20 protein-coding genes are annotated in these 15916 nt (G+C 68.7%); 14 read left to right on the top strand and 6 right to left on the bottom strand.

Going from position 1 to position 15916, the window contains the following annotated elements; all coding sequences use genetic code 11:
* Positions 1 to 71 precede the first annotated feature (71 nt).
* Together MCHLDSM_RS31195 and MCHLDSM_RS31190 are read left to right on the top strand one after the other, a co-directional pair.
* Positions 72 to 536: a hypothetical protein gene (locus MCHLDSM_RS31195; RefSeq protein ID WP_048473627.1), complete on the top strand. Its 465-nt coding sequence runs from the start codon at positions 72 to 74 to the stop codon at positions 534 to 536.
* On the top strand, positions 533 to 907 hold the full coding sequence (locus MCHLDSM_RS31190) for a transcriptional regulator (RefSeq protein WP_048473626.1): 375 nt from the start codon (positions 533 to 535) through the stop codon (positions 905 to 907). The genes MCHLDSM_RS31195 and MCHLDSM_RS31190 overlap by 4 nt, the downstream gene beginning before the upstream one ends.
* Here the strand turns inward: MCHLDSM_RS31190 and MCHLDSM_RS31185 are convergent.
* The 4 genes from MCHLDSM_RS31185 to MCHLDSM_RS31170 form a co-directional block, all read right to left on the bottom strand.
* On the bottom strand, positions 823 to 1935 hold the full coding sequence (locus MCHLDSM_RS31185) for a 3-beta-hydroxysteroid dehydrogenase (RefSeq protein WP_048473625.1): 1113 nt from the start codon (positions 1933 to 1935) through the stop codon (positions 823 to 825). The two genes, MCHLDSM_RS31190 and MCHLDSM_RS31185, sit on opposite strands and share 85 nt — an antisense overlap.
* Positions 1936 to 1997: 62 nt before the next feature.
* Entirely contained in the window at positions 1998 to 2210 is a 213-nt protein-coding gene (locus tag MCHLDSM_RS31180) for an exodeoxyribonuclease VII small subunit (protein WP_048473624.1), read from the bottom strand.
* Positions 2207 to 3448 carry an exodeoxyribonuclease VII large subunit gene (gene xseA, locus MCHLDSM_RS31175; RefSeq protein WP_048473623.1) on the bottom strand — a complete coding sequence of 414 codons (1242 nt, stop codon included), beginning with the start codon at positions 3446 to 3448 and terminating at the stop codon, positions 2207 to 2209. The genes MCHLDSM_RS31180 and xseA overlap by 4 nt, the downstream gene beginning before the upstream one ends.
* The gene (locus tag MCHLDSM_RS31170) at positions 3445 to 4023 is read right to left on the bottom strand and encodes a lipid droplet-associated protein (RefSeq protein ID WP_048473622.1); all 579 of its coding nucleotides are present in this window, start codon (positions 4021 to 4023) and stop codon (positions 3445 to 3447) included. The genes xseA and MCHLDSM_RS31170 overlap by 4 nt, the downstream gene beginning before the upstream one ends.
* A gap of 53 nt (positions 4024 to 4076) precedes the next feature.
* On the opposite strand from MCHLDSM_RS31170, the gene MCHLDSM_RS31165 reads away from it, so the two are divergent.
* Genes MCHLDSM_RS31165 through MCHLDSM_RS31155 form a run of 3 tightly spaced genes read left to right on the top strand, consistent with a single transcriptional unit; the run spans position 4077 to position 7282 of the window.
* Complete coding sequence (locus MCHLDSM_RS31165; RefSeq protein ID WP_048473621.1) at positions 4077 to 5090, top strand: 4-hydroxy-3-methylbut-2-enyl diphosphate reductase; 1014 nt, start codon at positions 4077 to 4079, stop codon at positions 5088 to 5090.
* 18 nt (positions 5091 to 5108) lie between these two features.
* On the top strand, positions 5109 to 6866 hold the full coding sequence (locus MCHLDSM_RS31160; protein WP_082169154.1) for a penicillin-binding transpeptidase domain-containing protein: 1758 nt from the start codon (positions 5109 to 5111) through the stop codon (positions 6864 to 6866).
* Between the two features lie 38 nt (positions 6867 to 6904).
* A complete protein-coding gene (locus MCHLDSM_RS31155; protein WP_048474126.1) occupies positions 6905 to 7282 on the top strand; it encodes a YidH family protein in 378 nt (125 codons plus the stop codon).
* Positions 7283 to 7358: 76 nt separating this feature from the next.
* Here the strand turns inward: MCHLDSM_RS31155 and MCHLDSM_RS31150 are convergent, their stop codons facing one another.
* Positions 7359 to 8471: a DUF6542 domain-containing protein gene (locus MCHLDSM_RS31150; RefSeq protein ID WP_048473620.1), complete on the bottom strand. Its 1113-nt coding sequence runs from the start codon at positions 8469 to 8471 to the stop codon at positions 7359 to 7361.
* Positions 8472 to 8553: 82 nt separating this feature from the next.
* On the opposite strand from MCHLDSM_RS31150, the gene ychF reads away from it, so the two are divergent.
* From ychF to MCHLDSM_RS31110, 8 genes are all read left to right on the top strand, one after another.
* Entirely contained in the window at positions 8554 to 9627 is a 1074-nt protein-coding gene (gene ychF / locus MCHLDSM_RS31145) for a redox-regulated ATPase YchF (protein WP_048474125.1), read from the top strand.
* A gap of 58 nt (positions 9628 to 9685) precedes the next feature.
* Complete coding sequence (locus MCHLDSM_RS31140) at positions 9686 to 10414, top strand: hypothetical protein (protein WP_048473619.1); 729 nt, start codon at positions 9686 to 9688, stop codon at positions 10412 to 10414.
* A gap of 156 nt (positions 10415 to 10570) precedes the next feature.
* The gene (locus MCHLDSM_RS31135; protein WP_048473618.1) at positions 10571 to 10810 is read left to right on the top strand and encodes an AbrB/MazE/SpoVT family DNA-binding domain-containing protein; all 240 of its coding nucleotides are present in this window, start codon (positions 10571 to 10573) and stop codon (positions 10808 to 10810) included.
* Positions 10807 to 11235, top strand: a complete 429-nt coding sequence (locus tag MCHLDSM_RS31130) for a PIN domain-containing protein (RefSeq protein ID WP_082169153.1) — start codon at positions 10807 to 10809, stop codon at positions 11233 to 11235. The genes MCHLDSM_RS31135 and MCHLDSM_RS31130 overlap by 4 nt, the downstream gene beginning before the upstream one ends.
* An 83-nt stretch (positions 11236 to 11318) precedes the next feature.
* Positions 11319 to 12089: an alpha/beta fold hydrolase gene (locus MCHLDSM_RS31125; protein ID WP_082169152.1), complete on the top strand. Its 771-nt coding sequence runs from the start codon at positions 11319 to 11321 to the stop codon at positions 12087 to 12089.
* Between the two features lie 29 nt (positions 12090 to 12118).
* A complete protein-coding gene (locus MCHLDSM_RS31120; protein WP_082169151.1) occupies positions 12119 to 12763 on the top strand; it encodes a class I SAM-dependent methyltransferase in 645 nt (214 codons plus the stop codon).
* Between the two features lie 177 nt (positions 12764 to 12940).
* Positions 12941 to 13720 carry a bestrophin-like domain gene (locus MCHLDSM_RS31115; RefSeq protein ID WP_234714250.1) on the top strand — a complete coding sequence of 260 codons (780 nt, stop codon included), beginning with the start codon at positions 12941 to 12943 and terminating at the stop codon, positions 13718 to 13720.
* Positions 13721 to 13767: 47 nt separating this feature from the next.
* Positions 13768 to 14514 carry a class I SAM-dependent methyltransferase gene (locus tag MCHLDSM_RS31110; RefSeq protein ID WP_048473617.1) on the top strand — a complete coding sequence of 249 codons (747 nt, stop codon included), beginning with the start codon at positions 13768 to 13770 and terminating at the stop codon, positions 14512 to 14514.
* A gap of 48 nt (positions 14515 to 14562) precedes the next feature.
* On the opposite strand, the gene MCHLDSM_RS31105 is transcribed toward MCHLDSM_RS31110, so the two are convergent.
* Entirely contained in the window at positions 14563 to 15021 is a 459-nt protein-coding gene (locus tag MCHLDSM_RS31105) for a MarR family winged helix-turn-helix transcriptional regulator (protein WP_174545759.1), read from the bottom strand.
* A 65-nt stretch (positions 15022 to 15086) separates the two neighbouring features.
* Between MCHLDSM_RS31105 and MCHLDSM_RS31100 the strand changes: the two genes are divergently transcribed.
* Positions 15087 to 15899 carry an alpha/beta fold hydrolase gene (locus tag MCHLDSM_RS31100; RefSeq protein ID WP_053083162.1) on the top strand — a complete coding sequence of 271 codons (813 nt, stop codon included), beginning with the start codon at positions 15087 to 15089 and terminating at the stop codon, positions 15897 to 15899.
* Positions 15900 to 15916 lie beyond the last annotated feature (17 nt).

Genomic DNA, 15916 nt, shown 5'->3' with positions numbered 1-15916 from the left:
GGGCGCCGCGGTTGACTTTCCTGTATGGAAAGAGGACTCTACTTTCCACATGGGAAAGTGAGGAGGCGATCATGGAGGACGTCACACCCAACGACGCGCGCGCCGCGCTCGACGCGGTCGAGCACGCCACGGTGCGGGTCGCGGCGGAAGTCGGCCTGCCGCAGTGGTACTGGTGGCTGCTGGCGGCGGGCTGGCTGGTGCTGGGCACCCTCGGCGACATCGGCCCGCAATGGCTCGCCGTCGCGGCCACGGTGGCGTTCGGTGTGGGGCACTCCACGATCGCGTCGCGCCGCCTCGATGGGCGCCGCCGGACCGGCCGGCTGCAGGTCAGCTCCGCCATCGCCGGCCGCCGCACGCCGGCCGTCGTGATCGGCATGCTGGTGGCGCTCGTCGTTCTCACGATCGCTGTCGGCTTCGCCCTCGACGCCGACGGCGCCCGTCATCCCGGGATCGGCGCGGCGGTGCTCGTCGCCGTCATCGTCGGCCTGGGGGGAGACGCCATGCTGCGGATGCTCCGCCGCCGGGTCGGGGCATGACGGCACCACGCTTCGACGAGCTGATCCATCCCAGCACGCGGCTGACGCTGGTGGCGACCCTGGCCGCCGCCGATTGGGCCGACTTCGGCTATCTCAAAGACGTTCTGTCCCTATCGGATTCGGCGCTGTCCAAGCAGCTGTCGGTGCTCGAGCAGGCCGGATACGTCCTCACCGAACGTCGCCTGGACGGCAGCCGCCGCAAGGTGCGCGCTCAACTGACCGCGGCCGGTCGCACCGCTTTCGACGGCCATGTCGCGGCATTGCGGGTCATCGTCTCCGGCGGCGCTCAGCCCTCGGGCGGGGCCGGCACCGCGGCGTGTACCAGCGGCTCGCCCGAGGCGGCCTTCATCCGGTCGAACAACTCGACGTAGTAGGGCAGGCACTGCTGCAGCGCCTGCTCGGTGGTGAACAGCGGCCGGTAGCCCAGATCCCGCTCGGCCTTCGCGATCGAGAAGTAGTTGTCCAGGTAAAGGCGTTCCACCGCAAGCGGTTCCAGCAGCGGCTTGGGCAGGCCGAAGCGGAAGTGCAGGAACTGCCACGCCTTCATCGCGAACCACACGAGCCGGCCCGGTACCCGCACCGTCGGCCACGGCTGGCCGCACGCCTCCACCACGGGGCGGGAGAACTCGAACATGTTGATGGGCTCGCCGTCGTTGACGAAGTAGGCCTGGCCGGGCGCCGACCCGCCGGGCACCAGGTGCTCGGCGGCGAGGATGAAGCCGTGAATCAGGTTGTGCACGTAGGAGTTGTCGAGCTTGACCTTCTCGCTGCCGACCAGAACCTTGACGTGGCCGGCGAGCACGCTCTCGAACACCTTGCGGAACATCGTCTGGTCGCCACGGCCCCAGATACCGCTGGGCCGGATCGAACAGGTCAGCATGCCGCCCACCCCGTTCTGCGACAGCACGAACTTCTCCGCGACGACCTTGGTCTCGGTGTAGAGGTCGTTGAACCGCTCGGTGTAGGGCAGGGTCTCGTCGCCGCCGGAAATCCGCTGACCGCCCATCACGACGCTGTTGGACGCGGTGTAGACGAACCGCTGGGCGCCCGCCGTCTGCGCGGCGCGCACCAGGTTCTCGGTGCCGGTGACGTTGACCGCGAAGCTGCGCTTGCGGTACTCCTCGGTGACCGAGGCGCCGCCCATCAGGTCAATGATCGCCGCGGTGTGGATGACGGTGTCGATCCCGGCGACGGCGTGCGCGACGACGTCGGGGTCGGTGATGTCGCCCTCGACGGTCTCCAGTCTGGGATGCGCCGGCAGCGGCGAGGGCGCCCGGTCGAACGACCGCACGTCGTGGCCCCGGTCGAGCAACGCGGTCACCAGGTTCGCGCCCACGAAGCCGGAGCCGCCGGTCACCAGGACCCGGCCGAGTTCGGTCGTCAACGATGCATCACCCATGCGGGCAGACTAACTGAAACGTGTTCCAGTTTTCCAGCCCCGGCGGCGGAGAACCCGCGAGCTCAGCCTTCGCCGTCGTCGCCGGCGGCCAGCGCATCCTCGACACGCTTACGGGCTCCAGCTAAATGTGCTTCGCAGCATTTTGCCAGTTCCTCGCCACGCTCCCACAATTTCAGCGACGCATCGAGGTCGAGGCCGCCGTGCTCGAGCTGCTGCACCACCTCGATCAGCTCGTCGCGGGCCTCTTCGTAGCCGAGCTCGCTAATAGGCTTCATTCTTCGTCTCCCGCCCCGCCCTCGCTGACGGCCGTGATCGCTCCGTCGGACACCCGCACGCGCAGCCGCGTCCCCGCCGGCGCGTCGGCGACGGCGTGCAGCACGTGCGGAGCACCGTTCGCCGGCACCGCCTGCACCACCGCGTACCCGCGCGCCAGCGTCGCCGCCGGCCCCAGAGTGGTCAACCGCGCCGCCAGGTGGCCCACCCGCTCGGTCTCGGCGGCCAGCAGCCGTGTGATGTCGCGGCGCGCGGCCCGGCGGGCCCGGTGGATCTCGTCGGCGCGGGCGTTGATCGCCTCCAGCGGCCGGGCCAGCACCGGCCGGCTGCGCAGCTGGGCCAGCGTGTGCTGCTCGCGGTTGACCCAGTTGCGCAGCGCCCGGGCGCTGCGCCGGCGTAGGTCGTTCACCAGCGCCTGCTCGGCGGCGGTGTCCGGCACGATCCGTTTGGCCGCGTCGGTGGGGGTGGCCGCACGCAGGTCGGCGACCAGGTCGCAGAGCGGGTTGTCGGGTTCGTGGCCGATCGCGCTGACCACCGGCGTGGTGCAGCGGACGATCTCCCGGCACAGCGTCTCGTCGGAGAACGGCAGCAGATCCTCGACGCTGCCACCGCCGCGCGCCAGCACGATCACGTCGACCTCGGGGTGGGCGTCCAGCGCGCGCAGCGCCTCGACGATCTGCGGGACCGCGTTGGGCCCCTGCACGACGGTGTTGCGCACCTCGAACCGCACCGCCGGCCAGCGGCCCGAGGCGACCGCCATGATGTCGTGTTCGGCGGCCGAGGCGCGGCCGGTGATCAGCCCGATGGTGCCCGGCAGGAACGGGATCGGCCGCTTGAGGCGGGGATCGAACAGGCCCTCGGCGTCGAGCAGCCGGCGCAGCCGCTCGATACGGGCCAGCAGTTCGCCGACGCCGACCGCCCGGATGTCGCTGACGCGCAGCGAGAAGGTGCCGCGACCGGTGTAGAAATTCGGCTTGCCGTAGACGATCACCTGCGTGCCGTCGGTCATCTTCACCGGGGCGTTGGTCACCAGGTCCCGCGGGCAGGTCAGCGACAGCGACATGTCAGCGGCCGGATCACGCAGCGTGATGTAGGCGGTGTTGGAATTCGGCCGCAGCGTCAGCTGCGCGATCTGCCCCTCGACCCACACGGGGCCGAGCTTGTCGATCCAGCCGGCGACGCGGATCGCGACGCCGCGGACGGGAAACGGATTCTCCGGCGACTGCCCCGGGGCGCTCACTTCGCCGACGCGCGGGTGATCCTGTTGGCCAGCAGCGTCTGGAACGGGGCACGCGCCTTCGTCGACTCCTCGTAGCTCAGCAGCGCCTCGAGGTCGGCGATACGAAGCGAGGTGAGCCTCGCGCGCAGCTGGGCCAGCGTCAGGTTCTCGTAGTCGATCTCAGTGACGATCTCCGGGGCGTCGGACGCCGCCGACGACGTGGCGGGCGCCGCCGTGGTGTTCGGGCTCTCCGGCTCCTCGCTGAACAGCGCGAAACGGCCCTCGGTCAGCCGCTCGCCGTCGCGCACCGGCAGCGGGACCACGTCGCCGTCGGTCTGCGGCCCGTCGGACAGATCCTCGTCGAACGTCGCCCACTCGGGTTGCTCGTCCTTGGGCGGGAAGATCGTCTCGAGGGTCTCGTCGCCCTTGATCACCAGGACCGCGACATCCTGCTGCACCTTCATGACGATCTGGGCGATCTGGCTCGCGATGGTCATCGGGTACATCAGGATCGTCTGCGGGAGCTTGCGGGTTTCCTCGATGGCGGTGACCGCAGCACCCACCAGCAGACGAACCCCGTACGGTGCAGTTGCCATGGCGACAGCCTACGGCTGGGCGGCGGGGGTGGCGGATCAGTACCCTGGGACGCATGCCGCCGACTGTCAACATGGGGATTCCGGGCGCCAGCCGATCCGCGCTGGGCACGGACCCCGGCCGGGACACCGGCAAGCGGGTGCTGCTGGCCGAACCCCGGGGATACTGCGCCGGCGTGGACCGCGCCGTGGAAACCGTCGAGCGTGCGCTGGCCAAGCACGGCGCGCCGGTGTACGTGCGCCACGAGATCGTGCACAACCGCTACGTCGTCGACACGCTGACCAAGGCCGGTGCGGTGTTCGTCGAGCAGACCGACGAGGTGCCCGAGGGCGCGATCGTGGTGTTCTCGGCGCACGGCGTCGCCCCCTGGGTTCACACCGAAGCCGCCGAGCGCAACCTGCAGACCATCGATGCGACCTGCCCGCTGGTCACCAAGGTGCACAACGAGGCCAAGAGATTCGCCCGCGACGACTACGACATCCTTCTCGTCGGCCACGAAGGCCACGAAGAGGTGGTCGGCACCGCCGGTGAGGCGCCCGACCACGTCCAGGTCGTCGACAACCCCGACGCCGTCGAGAACGTGACCGTCCGCGACCCGGACAAGGTGGTGTGGCTGTCGCAGACCACGCTGTCGGTCGACGAGACGATGGAGACCGTGCGCCGGCTGCGGGAGAAGTTCCCGACGCTGCAGGATCCGCCCAGCGACGACATCTGCTATGCGACCCAGAACCGCCAGGTGGCGGTCAAGGCGATGGCGCCGGAATGCCAGCTGGTGATCGTCGTCGGGTCCCGCAACTCGTCGAACTCGGTGCGGCTGGTCGAGGTGGCGCTGGGCGCCGGCGCGGACGCGGCGCACCTGGTCGACTACGCCGAGGACATCGATCCGGCGTGGCTGTCGGGGGTGACCACGGTCGGGGTGACCTCCGGCGCGTCGGTCCCCGAGATCCTGGTGCGCGGGGTGCTCGACCGGCTGGCCGGCTACGGCTACGACACGGTGCAGCCCGTCACCACCGCCAACGAGACACTCGTGTTCGCTCTGCCCCGGGAGATCCGTCCCGCGCGCACCTAGCGGGTACGTTCGGGCTCTGTGCGCCCTCTGCGAACAGTCACCGTCGTCCTGCTCGTCGCCACCCTCCTGCTCGCCGGCTGCAGCGATGCCGGTGACCGCCTGCGCACCACGGTGGCGGCGTTCGCGGACGCGCTCAGCCGCGGCGACGCGGCCGCTGCGGCGGCGCTGACCACCGACGAGGCGGCGGCCGGAAAAACCCTCGGGGCGCTGTTCGACAGCCTCGGCAAGGATGTCCACGTCGGCGTCGGCGCAGTCGACGACAACGACGGCGCCGGCACGTTCACGCTGGACACCACGTGGAAGTTCGGTCCGGACAAGCAGATCCGGTGGAGCTACACCGGCAACGGCCGGGCGACCGCCGACGGCGACGCCTGGAAGATCCAGTGGGACGCGGCGGCCGTCGCGCCGGGCCTGGACAAGGGGCCGCTGACGTTCAGCACGCTCGTCGCCCAACCCGCGGCGCGCGTGCTCGACCGGACCGGCGCCGAACTGCTCACCCAGCACGTCGTCACCCTCGTCGACGTCGCGCCCGGAGCCGACGCCAATGCCGTTGCCGCACTGCTCAATCCGATCGCGCCGACGATCACGCCCGCATCGCTGAGCGGGGACCTCGCCGCCGGCAAACCCGTCACCGCCGTCACGTTGCGCGACGACGACCTGGCCCCGATCGAGGCCCAGCTGACCGCGCTGCCGAACGTCACGCTGCGACCGCAGACCAGGCTGCTGGCCACCGACCGCACCCTGACTTCGCCGACGCTGTCCGGGCTGTCCGAGCTGTGGCAGCAGCGGATGGACGCGGCAGCCGGTTGGGCCGTGACGGCGCAGACCGCGGCCGGCGCGCAACGCGTCGGCGGCGCGGACGCGAAGCCGGTCGGCGACATCTCCAGCACGCTGGACATCGGCATGCAGCGCGCCGCCGAGGACGCGCTGGCGTCGCTGCCCACGCCCGCCGCACTGGTCGCGATCCAGCCGTCGACGGGCAACCTGCTGACCGTCGCGCAGAACGCCCCCGCCGACGCGCAGGGACCCATCGCGCTGACCGGTCTGTATCCGCCCGGATCGACCTTCAAGACCGTGACGGTGTCGGCCGCGCTGCAGGCCGGCCAGGTGACCCCCGACAGCGTCGTCGGCTGCCCCGGCACGGAGAACATCGAGGGCCGTCAGATCCCCAACGACAACGACTTCGACCTCGGCCAGGTGCCGCTGCACACCGCGTTCGCCCGGTCGTGCAACACCACGATGGGCCGGCTCGCGGTGAACCTGCCCCCCGACGGGTTGACCAAGGCCGCCGCCCAGCTGGGCCTGGGCATCGACTACACCGCGCCGGGCATGACGACCGTGACGGGTTCGGTGCCGGTCGCCGACACCTCCGCGCTGCGCGTGGAGGAAGGCATCGGTCAGGGCAAGGTCACCGCGTCGCCGTTCGGGATGGCGCTGGTGGCCGCGACGCTGGCCCACGGCTCGGTGCCGGCGCCGGCGATCGTCGCCGGTCAGCCCGGCAAGGCCGACCGCACGCCCGAACCGCTGCCCGCCGGTGTCGACGAGCAGGTGCAGGCCATGATGCGCGAGACCGTCACCGGCGGCACCGCCACCCAGTTGCAGGACATCCCGGACATGCTGGGCAAGACCGGCACGGCCGAGTACATCGACGATCAGCACGCCCACGGCTGGTTCGTCGGGATCCGGGGTGACCTCGCGCTGGCCGTGTTCGTCAGCGACGCAGGCAGTTCCACCCCCGCGGTCGATGCGGCGGGACGCTTCCTGCGGGCGTTGTAGTCTTCCGGTGCCCGCCGTCACGGGCTCGGGAGATGGTCATGACACGTCAGCCGCTGGACGCCAACACCCGCCTCGCTGCCGAACGGACCCGCCTCGCCTACGAGCGCACGCTGATGGCATGGATCCGGACGGCAACCGGGTTGATCGCCTTCGGGTTCACGATCTACCAGATCTTCCGATACCTCGCGGCGTCGGAGGGGTTGCGGGCGCCGCTCGTCAGCCCGCAGGTGGTCGGCGTGGTGATGATCGTCGTCGGCCTGGTGTCGCTCATCCTGGCGTGGGTGCAGCACCGCCGCGCGATGGCGACCCTGCGCGCGGATTTCGGTCCCATGCCCGGCTCGCTGGCCGGGATTCTGGCGGCGCTCATCGCCGGACTCGGAGTGGTCGCGCTCCTCGGTGTCACCGCGAGGCTGTGAGCATGGCCGGCCTACCGCACCCCGCCTGGGTGGGCGTCGTCAGCGCGATCGTGCTCGTGCGTCGCCCGCCGGCCCGTCAGATGTCGTATTCCCAGCGGTCCGCGTCGGCGTCGCGCGGCGCCCGCCTGCGGCTGCGGTACTCCGGCTCGTCGGTGTCGTCGCCACCGCGGTAGCGCACCCGCGAGATCGGGTGATACGCGCCGGGGGACAGGGGTGCGTGCGGTTCGAGCGGTTCGTAGCCGCCCCGGCCCTCGTAGCCGTCGTAGTCGTCGTAGCGGGGGCGGCGGGCGGGGCGGGGACGTTCGGACCGCTGCGGACGTTCCCGCTCGCGCCGCTCCGCCGGTGGGACGCGCGGTTCGCGAGGTTCGCGGGGTTCGCGCGACGACGACCTGGCGCGCCGACGTGACTCCGTCGGCGGTTCGTCGGCCGGGCGGGGCCGGCGCCGGCGGGGCCGGTCCAGGTCGACGACCGGTTCGATGATCTCGGTCTGCGGGGGCCGCGCGTGCCGGGACCGCGACGGCGCCGCGCGCTTGGTCGGACGCTCGCCGCGGGCCGAGGAGCCCTTGGTTTTGGCCGCGCCCGTGCGGCGTTCGGCGGTGCGGCGGCGTCGGGGGGCTTCGTCGACCGCCTGCGCGGCCTCGGCGGCCTCGTCGGCTTTGGTGGCTTTGGGGGCTGTACCGCCGGCCACCAGCGACGAGAGCTTGGCGGACATCCGGCCGCGGGCCTGCCGGCCGGTCGCGGTGGCGTCCTTGCCCGGCGAGGCGCCCAGGTAGCGGCGGGCGATGCCGATCACCAGCACGGCCGCCGAGGTGAAGAACATCAGCGGGAAGCGCTCTATCAGCGGATAGCCGCAGTTGATCAGGATGTCCTTGATGCCACGGATCTCGCTGCTGTGCATCAGGAAGTACGCACCGGGCACGATGACGAACAGCAGCAGCGGAGGCTGGATGACCGCGGTGAACAACCCGGCGCGCCGCACGGCGAGCACCGCGACGAGGCAGCCCATGACGTAGAACACAGAGAACACGGATGTCAGCGCGCCGCCGCCCGATCCGGCGTCGACGGCGAAGCCGATCGCGCAGCCGACGACCGCGATCAGAACCGCACCCCACCAGGGAACTCCCGGGATGTTGGGATGTGCGGAGCGGAGTTCGGCCGGTATCGCCGAGCGCGCACGCTGTCCTGACACACGTCGACCGTACCGGCTGGGGCAACCTCACGCCGCCAGCGGACGGGGGCGTGCCGACCGCATCTGGCAGACTGTGGACTCCGTGGGCCTGAATCTGGGAATCGTCGGACTGCCGAATGTGGGCAAGTCGACCTTGTTCAACGCGCTGACGCGCAACGACGTGCTGGCCGCCAACTACCCGTTCGCGACGATCGAACCGAACGAGGGCGTGGTGGCGCTCCCGGATCCGCGCCTCGACAAGCTGGCCGAGATGTTCGGCTCGGAGAAGACCGTGCCGGCGCCGGTGACGTTCGTCGACATCGCCGGCATCGTCAAGGGCGCGTCGGAGGGGGCCGGGCTGGGCAACAAGTTCCTGGCCAACATCCGCGAGAGCGATGCCATCTGTCAGGTGGTGCGTGTCTTCGCCGACGACGACGTGGTGCACGTCGACGGGCGGGTCGACCCGAAGTCCGATATCGAGATCATCGAGACCGAACTCATCCTGGCCGACATGCAGACCCTCGAGCGCGCGCTGCCGCGGCTGGAGAAGGAGGCCCGCACGCACAAGGACCGCAGGCCGGTCCACGAGGCGGCGGTCGCGGCGCAGGAGGTGCTCGACAGCGGAAAGACGTTGTTCTCGGCGGGTGTCGACGTGACGCTGCTGCGCGAGCTGAACCTGATGACGTCCAAGCCTTTCCTGTACGTGTTCAACGCCGACGAGTCGGTGCTCACCGATGCGGCGCGCGTCGCGGAGTTGCGCGAGTTGGTGGCGCCCGCCGACGCGGTGTTCCTCGACGCGAAGATCGAGGCCGAGTTGCAGGAGCTCGACGAGGAGTCGGCGGCCGAACTGCTGGAGTCGATCGGGCAGACCGAACGTGGCCTGGATGCGTTGGCGCGGGCCGGTTTTCACACGTTGAAGCTGCAGACGTATCTGACGGCCGGCCCGAAAGAGGCGCGGGCGTGGACGATTCACCAGGGCGACACCGCGCCGAAGGCGGCCGGGGTCATCCACTCCGATTTCGAGAAGGGCTTCATCAAGGCCGAGATCGTGTCCTTCGACGACCTCATGGAGGCCGGCTCGATGGCCGCCGCGAAGGCCGCCGGCAAGGTCCGCATGGAGGGTAAGGACTACGTGATGGCGGACGGCGACGTAGTGGAGTTCCGCTTCAACGTCTGACGTCGAAAGCCGAGGCTCAGCGCGGTATCGCCGACCACGACGACCACCGGAGGCGCGTATGGCGACAGCTCCCGAAATCACCGCGATCCTTGGCGGTAGCCGCTTCACACGCTTCGATGTCCTCGAACGAGAACGTGAACGGGCGGGACGCGCACTGTCGAAACTGGGCGCGCCAGTCTCCTCTGGAGACGTCGACCAACTCCGTGACGCCCTCCGCAAGCGCAAGGCGGAACTGGGCCATAGCGGTATCGAAGCGGCGCTCAGCCGTGACGTTCGCTGGTCGACCCGAGTGGCGCGATTGACCGCGACAGCGTCACGCGGCCGCCGAGCGTTGAGCACGATCGAGTTGGTCGCCTCGCAGGGATCGGCGAACGCCTTTGCGGAATGGTTCGATCGACGCACCAGCACGGATGACGAGGCGGCCATGCTTGCCGCTCATCCCGACCACTTCCTGTTCCGCACCGATGCTGACGGTCGTCAGGAGGTGTGGGAGACGAATGGGGGATCACCCTTGGCGGCAAGGTTCTTCATCGACTACGACGACACGTCGTCACTGCGGACTCCTGTGGATCGCGACTATCCCGTCCAGCTCGCGGGCGTGGCACGACTGCGAGACGGTGTGGCGATCGGCGGAGTGCGCCACCAGTTCCGCGACGAGGGGGAAGGGTTCCGCGCTCTGCTGACAGTGGAGTTCCCGGCTCTCACCCTGCCCACGATCCTCCGTGGGCACCGTTGGCACCTCGCCATCGAGTTCTCGAACTGGATTGAAGCCAGCGGTTGCGGATGAAGGGTGATCTGGTGGAGTTCCGCTTCAACGTGTAGGCGGAAGGGCCGGACCGGGCTCACGCCGACGGTGACGTGGTGGAGTTCCGGTTCCACCAGCGTCTGGGCAGGTTCGGATTTGCCGACGCGGCGAATGGGATCTCACTGGTAGCCTAATCCCATGGAAGCTGTCATCGATTCCGGCGGCCGAATCGTCTTGCCCAAGCAGCTGCGCGACGCACTGGGGCTGACCCCCGGATCAAAGGTGGACGTCTCGGCATACGGCGGTGGATTGCAGATCACCCCCGGCGGCAGAACTGCTCGGATCGAGCGAGATGCCAACGGACGTCTGGTAGCCCGCGCAGACACTGAAGTCAGCGACGAGATGATGTTCGCGCTGATCGACTCGGGACGACGTTGACAGCGGTGTCCGTGACGGCGGTCGACACCAGTGTCGCGGTGCCGTTGGTGATGGCGTCGCACCGACACCACGCGATCGTCGCTGCGTGGGCCGAGAGTCGAACACTGGGTCTTTGTGGGCACGCCCTGGCGGAGACGTACTCGGTCCTCACCCGGCTGCCCGGCGACGCTCGCGTAGCTGCTGCCGATGCGGTGACGTTGATCGATGGGAACTTCACCGTGTCGTTGCAGCTCGGTGCGCGTGCCTCGCGATCCGCACATCGCGAGTTCGCCCGGCGAGGTATCGCGGGAGGTGCGACATACGACGCCTTGGTCGCGTTAGCAGCGCGCGAGCACGGCGTTGTCTTGGCCACGAGAGACGCCCGCGCCAGGTCCACCTACGAGGCGTTGGGTGTTGTCACCGAGGTGCTCGCGGCTCGTTCATGACGTTGTTTGACGTTGCAACGTCGTGGAGTTCCGCGCAAGGCGACGCACCTGTGCAATGAGCCCGGTGGGTGGGAAACTGCGGTATGCCCTCCGGCGGCACGTCACCCCTTGTCCTCCTGCACGGGCTTGCCATGTCGGGCAACGCTTGGCGCGAAGTCGTGCCGCTCGTAAGTGCCCATCACGACACATTTGTGCCTACCGCTGCCGGACACCGCGGCGGCCCCTCGGTGACACGGCGCCCCGCGTCGATGACCGAGATCATCGATGCCGCTGAGCGGTACCTGGATGACTGTGGGCTCGATCGTCCCCATCTTGCTGGAAATTCGATGGGGGGCTTCGTGGCTATCGAGTTGGCCCGGCGTGGTCGTGCCGCGACCGTATGCGCCTTCTCTCCGGCCGGCTTCTGGACATCCGGCGACGGTTTCCAGCAGCTGGCCTTCGGCAGGCTGCAACGAGGCATCGCGCTGGGGCGTTTCACGCGCCCGCTCCTACCGTTGATCTACAGGTCCCCGACGTTGCGTCGGCTCATCCTGCGCGACATAGCCTGCCACGCGGATCGGATACCGGTGGCCCGCGCCCTGGAGTTCATCGACGACGGCATCGGGTGCGAGGTCCTCGGCGAGCTGTGCGCGGCGGTGTGGCGGATCGAAACACTCGATCCGGCACCGTGTCCCATCACGGTCGCTTGGGGTGAGAAGGAGACTCTGCTGCCGGCCGGGGTCCTCGAGAAGATCGAACCGATCCCGCAGGCGTCGCTGAAGGTACTGCCGGATGTCGGACACGTACCCATGGTGGACGATCCGGGACTGGTGGCTCGCACCATCCTGACCACAACTGGTGCACTCCCCGAGTAAGCGTCACAGGGGTTGCGTGAGCTGGTGTAATGATCGCCATGTCAATTGCCGAACGTGCGCTTGCCGCGGTGGCTCGCCAGCTCGGTCAACCCTCCGGGCTCGCGGGCCGGGCTGTCGGACGCCTCCTCAACCGTGGCAACCGGTCGGTTGTGGTCGCTGCGGTCGCCGCCACGGATTGCGGACCAGGCGCCGACGTCGCCGACATCGGATTCGGAGGAGGGGTCGGACTCGACACCCTGCTCGGTCGCGGTGTCGCGGTTGTTCACGGCGTCGAGATGTCGGAGACGATGCTCGCTGAGGCGAAACGCCGGTTCTCTGAGCCCATTGCTCGTGGCCGATTACGTCTTCATTCCGGTCGGATGGAGGATTTGCCTTTCGACGACTCCGCTCTGGACGCGATCATCTCGACCAACACGATCTATTTCGTACCGGACCTCGCCGCAGCTCTGAAGGAGCTGGCGAGAGTGCTGCGGCCGGGTGGGCGCCTGGTGCTCGGTGTTGGCGACCCGGGGCAGATGTCGAAGATGCCCTTCACCCGCCACGGATTCCGATTGCGTCCCATCGACGAACTGGTGCCGGCCATCCGCGAGGCAGGCTTTGATCGGATCGAGGACAAGCGCGTGGGCGACGGCCAGGGCGCAGCCCATCTTCTGGTAGGCGAGTTGCCGGGCTGACGTGGCAACCGTCGCACTGCTGGGTAATCTCCGAGCCGTCTACCGATCACGGAACTCGACAACCATGCGCTGACGGCCCTGAGGCCAGAGGCCAAGCTCATCGATCGTCGACTGAAGTCGCACAACAGGCAGTACTTTGAGGGCGGCCAACCGCAGACGTTCTTCCACGCTCTCGCGGTGGAGAGCGAGGGCGCGGTGAAGGACGTTCTGATCGGCGTCGTCGTCTTCGCCATCATTTTCGGCGGCGCTTTGGTAGGGATGTTCCTCGCCAAGGTTCTCCCGGATCCGCACCTGAGCGCCGAGTCGCGCGATGCCATTCGGACCATCATGGCCACGCTCGGGACGCTGTCGGCAGTGGTGCTCGGGCTCCTCACCGGCTCGTCCATCAGCTCACTCGCCGAGAAAGAGGGCGAATTACGTGCTGCCGGGGTGCAATTCATCATGCTCGATCGGACTCTGGCCGAGTACGGGCCGGAGACCGCGCCCATCCGAGCGCTGGCCAGAGATCTGTTGGCAGAACGAATAGGTCAGATCTGGCCGGAGGAGGGCGGCGCTGTGTCCCTGACGGCGCTCGGCAGCGGCGCCGGCATCAACTTGGTCCAGCGAGACCTCTTCGACCTGTCACCGCGGACGGAACAACAGCGGTGGCTGCGGTCCAACGCGCTGGAGGCCACCAACACGATCGCGCAGTCGCGGTGGACGACTATCGAACAAATCGGGAGCCGGTTCCCGTGGGCTTTCTTCGTCGTCGTGGTGTCGTGGCTGGCATTGATCTTCGCCAGTTTCGGGCTGTTCGCACCGCGCAACGCGAGCGTGATCGCGGCGTTGCTGGTCGCCGCGTTCGCACTCGCCGGCCCGATCTTCATGATGCTCGAGATGGACCAGCCTTATGGCGGGCTGGTCAAGATCCCCAGCACGTCACTGCGTGTCGCGCTGGACCAAATGGGTCGATCCTGATTCGTGTGACTGCGATGAGCCTCGGCTGTCGGCTCTAGACTCTCTGGGTGGGTTTCGCCGTTTCGCCTGAGGCATATGGCCGATTCATGGGCCGATACGCCGAGCCCCTTTCGAAGCTGTTCGTGGCGTTCGCGCGACTCGGCAAACACGACAAGGTGCTCGACGTCGGCTGCGGGCCGGGCGCCCTGACGGCACATCTGTTGTCGGTCGGAGCCGAAGTCTCGGCGATCGACCCTTCACCGCCGTTCATCGACGCGATCCGCACGCGCTTTCCCGACATTGACGCCCGTCTGGGTAGCGCAGAGGAACTCCCTTTTCCCACTGCATTTTTCGATGCAGCTCTCGCGCAATTGGTCGTCCATTTCATGACGGATCCGCTGGTGGCCGTCAGGCAGATGGCGCGCGTCACCCGGCGTGGCGGCGTCATTGCCGCGTGCGTCTGGGACGGCCCTACCGGCGCACTGGCGCCGTTCTGGGATGCGGTTCATCGGATCGACCCCGGCGGCGAGGATGAGGCGCTTCTTTCGGGCGCGCACCGAGGTCACCTGACTGAGCTTTTCGAAGCCGCTGGCCTACGCGATGTGGACGAAGTCGCCCTTGCGGTCGAGTTTGTGCACCCGACATTCGAGGAGTGGTGGGAGCCCTACACGTACGGGGTGGGTCCCGCCGGCGACTACGTCCAGCGACTCGATGGCGATCGTCGCGCAGCCCTCAAAGCCGTGGCCCGTGATCGCCTTGGTGGCGGACCGTTCACCGTCACCGCCAACGCGTGGGCCGCCCGTGGAACGGTATGAGCTCGGCGCGGCGGTATTCCGTCTCGACTGCAGCGGTTGCGGCGACCCTCACCTTCGCGCGTTGTCGGGGTCCACGGTGTCGAGCAGTTCCTGCAAGACCTCGCACGCCGCCTCGAATCGGTCGGCGCCGACGATGCCCGCCCACGCCGCCTCGATGTCGGCCACCCGGGCCCCGGCGTCGCGCATCAGGCGCTGTCCGCGCTCGGTGAGGATGATGAGCTTCGCCCGCCGATCGCGGGTGTCGGCGCTGCGGGCGAGATAGCCGAGACCGACGAGGTCGTTCACCAACTCCGATGTGGCCGCCAGGCTGAGCTGAGCACGGCCGGCGAGCTCCGTCAGCCGGATGTTCCCGGTGCCGATGTTGCCGAAGATCTGCAGGTGGACGTCTCGCACGTCGGCGTAACCGCGATCCGCGCGCGCGACCCCCAACTCCCGTCGGAACTCTCGGAGCAGCCTGACGAGCAGCTGGCCGATCGCCTGGCGGTCTGCCGGCGGATCCGTTGACATCCCCACAGTACGAGACGATACTTCGGAACACGAAGCTTCGGGTTCCGAAGTATATGGAGGTGGCCATGTCGACGATGGTGGCGACGCCGCTCGGCCGCCTGCATGTGACCGACGTCGGAGCCGGTCCTGCCGCGATGTTCTGGCACAGCTTGTTCGTCGACCAGGCCTCGTGGCGTCTGGTGATCGACGCGCTCGGCCCGGGCCGCCGCGTGCTCCTCGTCGATGCGCCGAATCATGGTCGCAGCGACGCCGTCGATCGAGACTTCACGATCGACGACTGTGCGGTCGCGGCCGCGGCGGTGCTCGATCAGCTGGGGATCACCGAACCGGTCGACTGGGTGGGCAACGCTCTGGGCGGCCACATCGGAATTACCTTTGCGGCCCGGCGACCCGATCGGGTGCGGACCCTGGTGACCATCGGGACGCCGGTCGAAGGATTCGGCGCAGTCGAGAAGTGGACGCGGATCGTCCCACTCGTCCAGCTCTACCGGGTCTTCGGGTCCGCGGCCGTCGACCGCCTCCTCACCATGGCACTGCTGGGTTCGGAAGCCATTGCCGCGCAACCCGATCAGGCTCGGACGACGATGGCGGCGTTCCGAAGCGCCAATCGTCACGCGATGCTTCGGGCAATGCGGTGTCTGATGGTCCGCCGGCGTTCGCTGCGCCATGAGGTCGAGCGCGTCACCTGTCCGACGCTGCTCCTCGTTGCTGAGGGCGGTCAGGAGGGATGGTCGCCGCGCGAGTCGGCTGCCGTCGCACGCCGTATGGACAACGCCGTGTCGGAGACGCTGCCGGGAGCCGGCAACATCGCCCCGCTTCTGCTTGCCCCGGAACTCGTCGCCGAACGGCTGCAACGGTTCTGGGCGTCTGCGTCATGATGCGCACAGCGGCACGC

The organism is Mycolicibacterium chlorophenolicum, assembly GCF_001044235.1.
Taxonomy (GTDB): domain Bacteria; phylum Actinomycetota; class Actinomycetes; order Mycobacteriales; family Mycobacteriaceae; genus Mycobacterium; species Mycobacterium chlorophenolicum.
The sequence above is the reverse complement of the archived record's forward strand: the minus strand, read 5'-3'. Positions and strand labels throughout refer to the sequence as shown.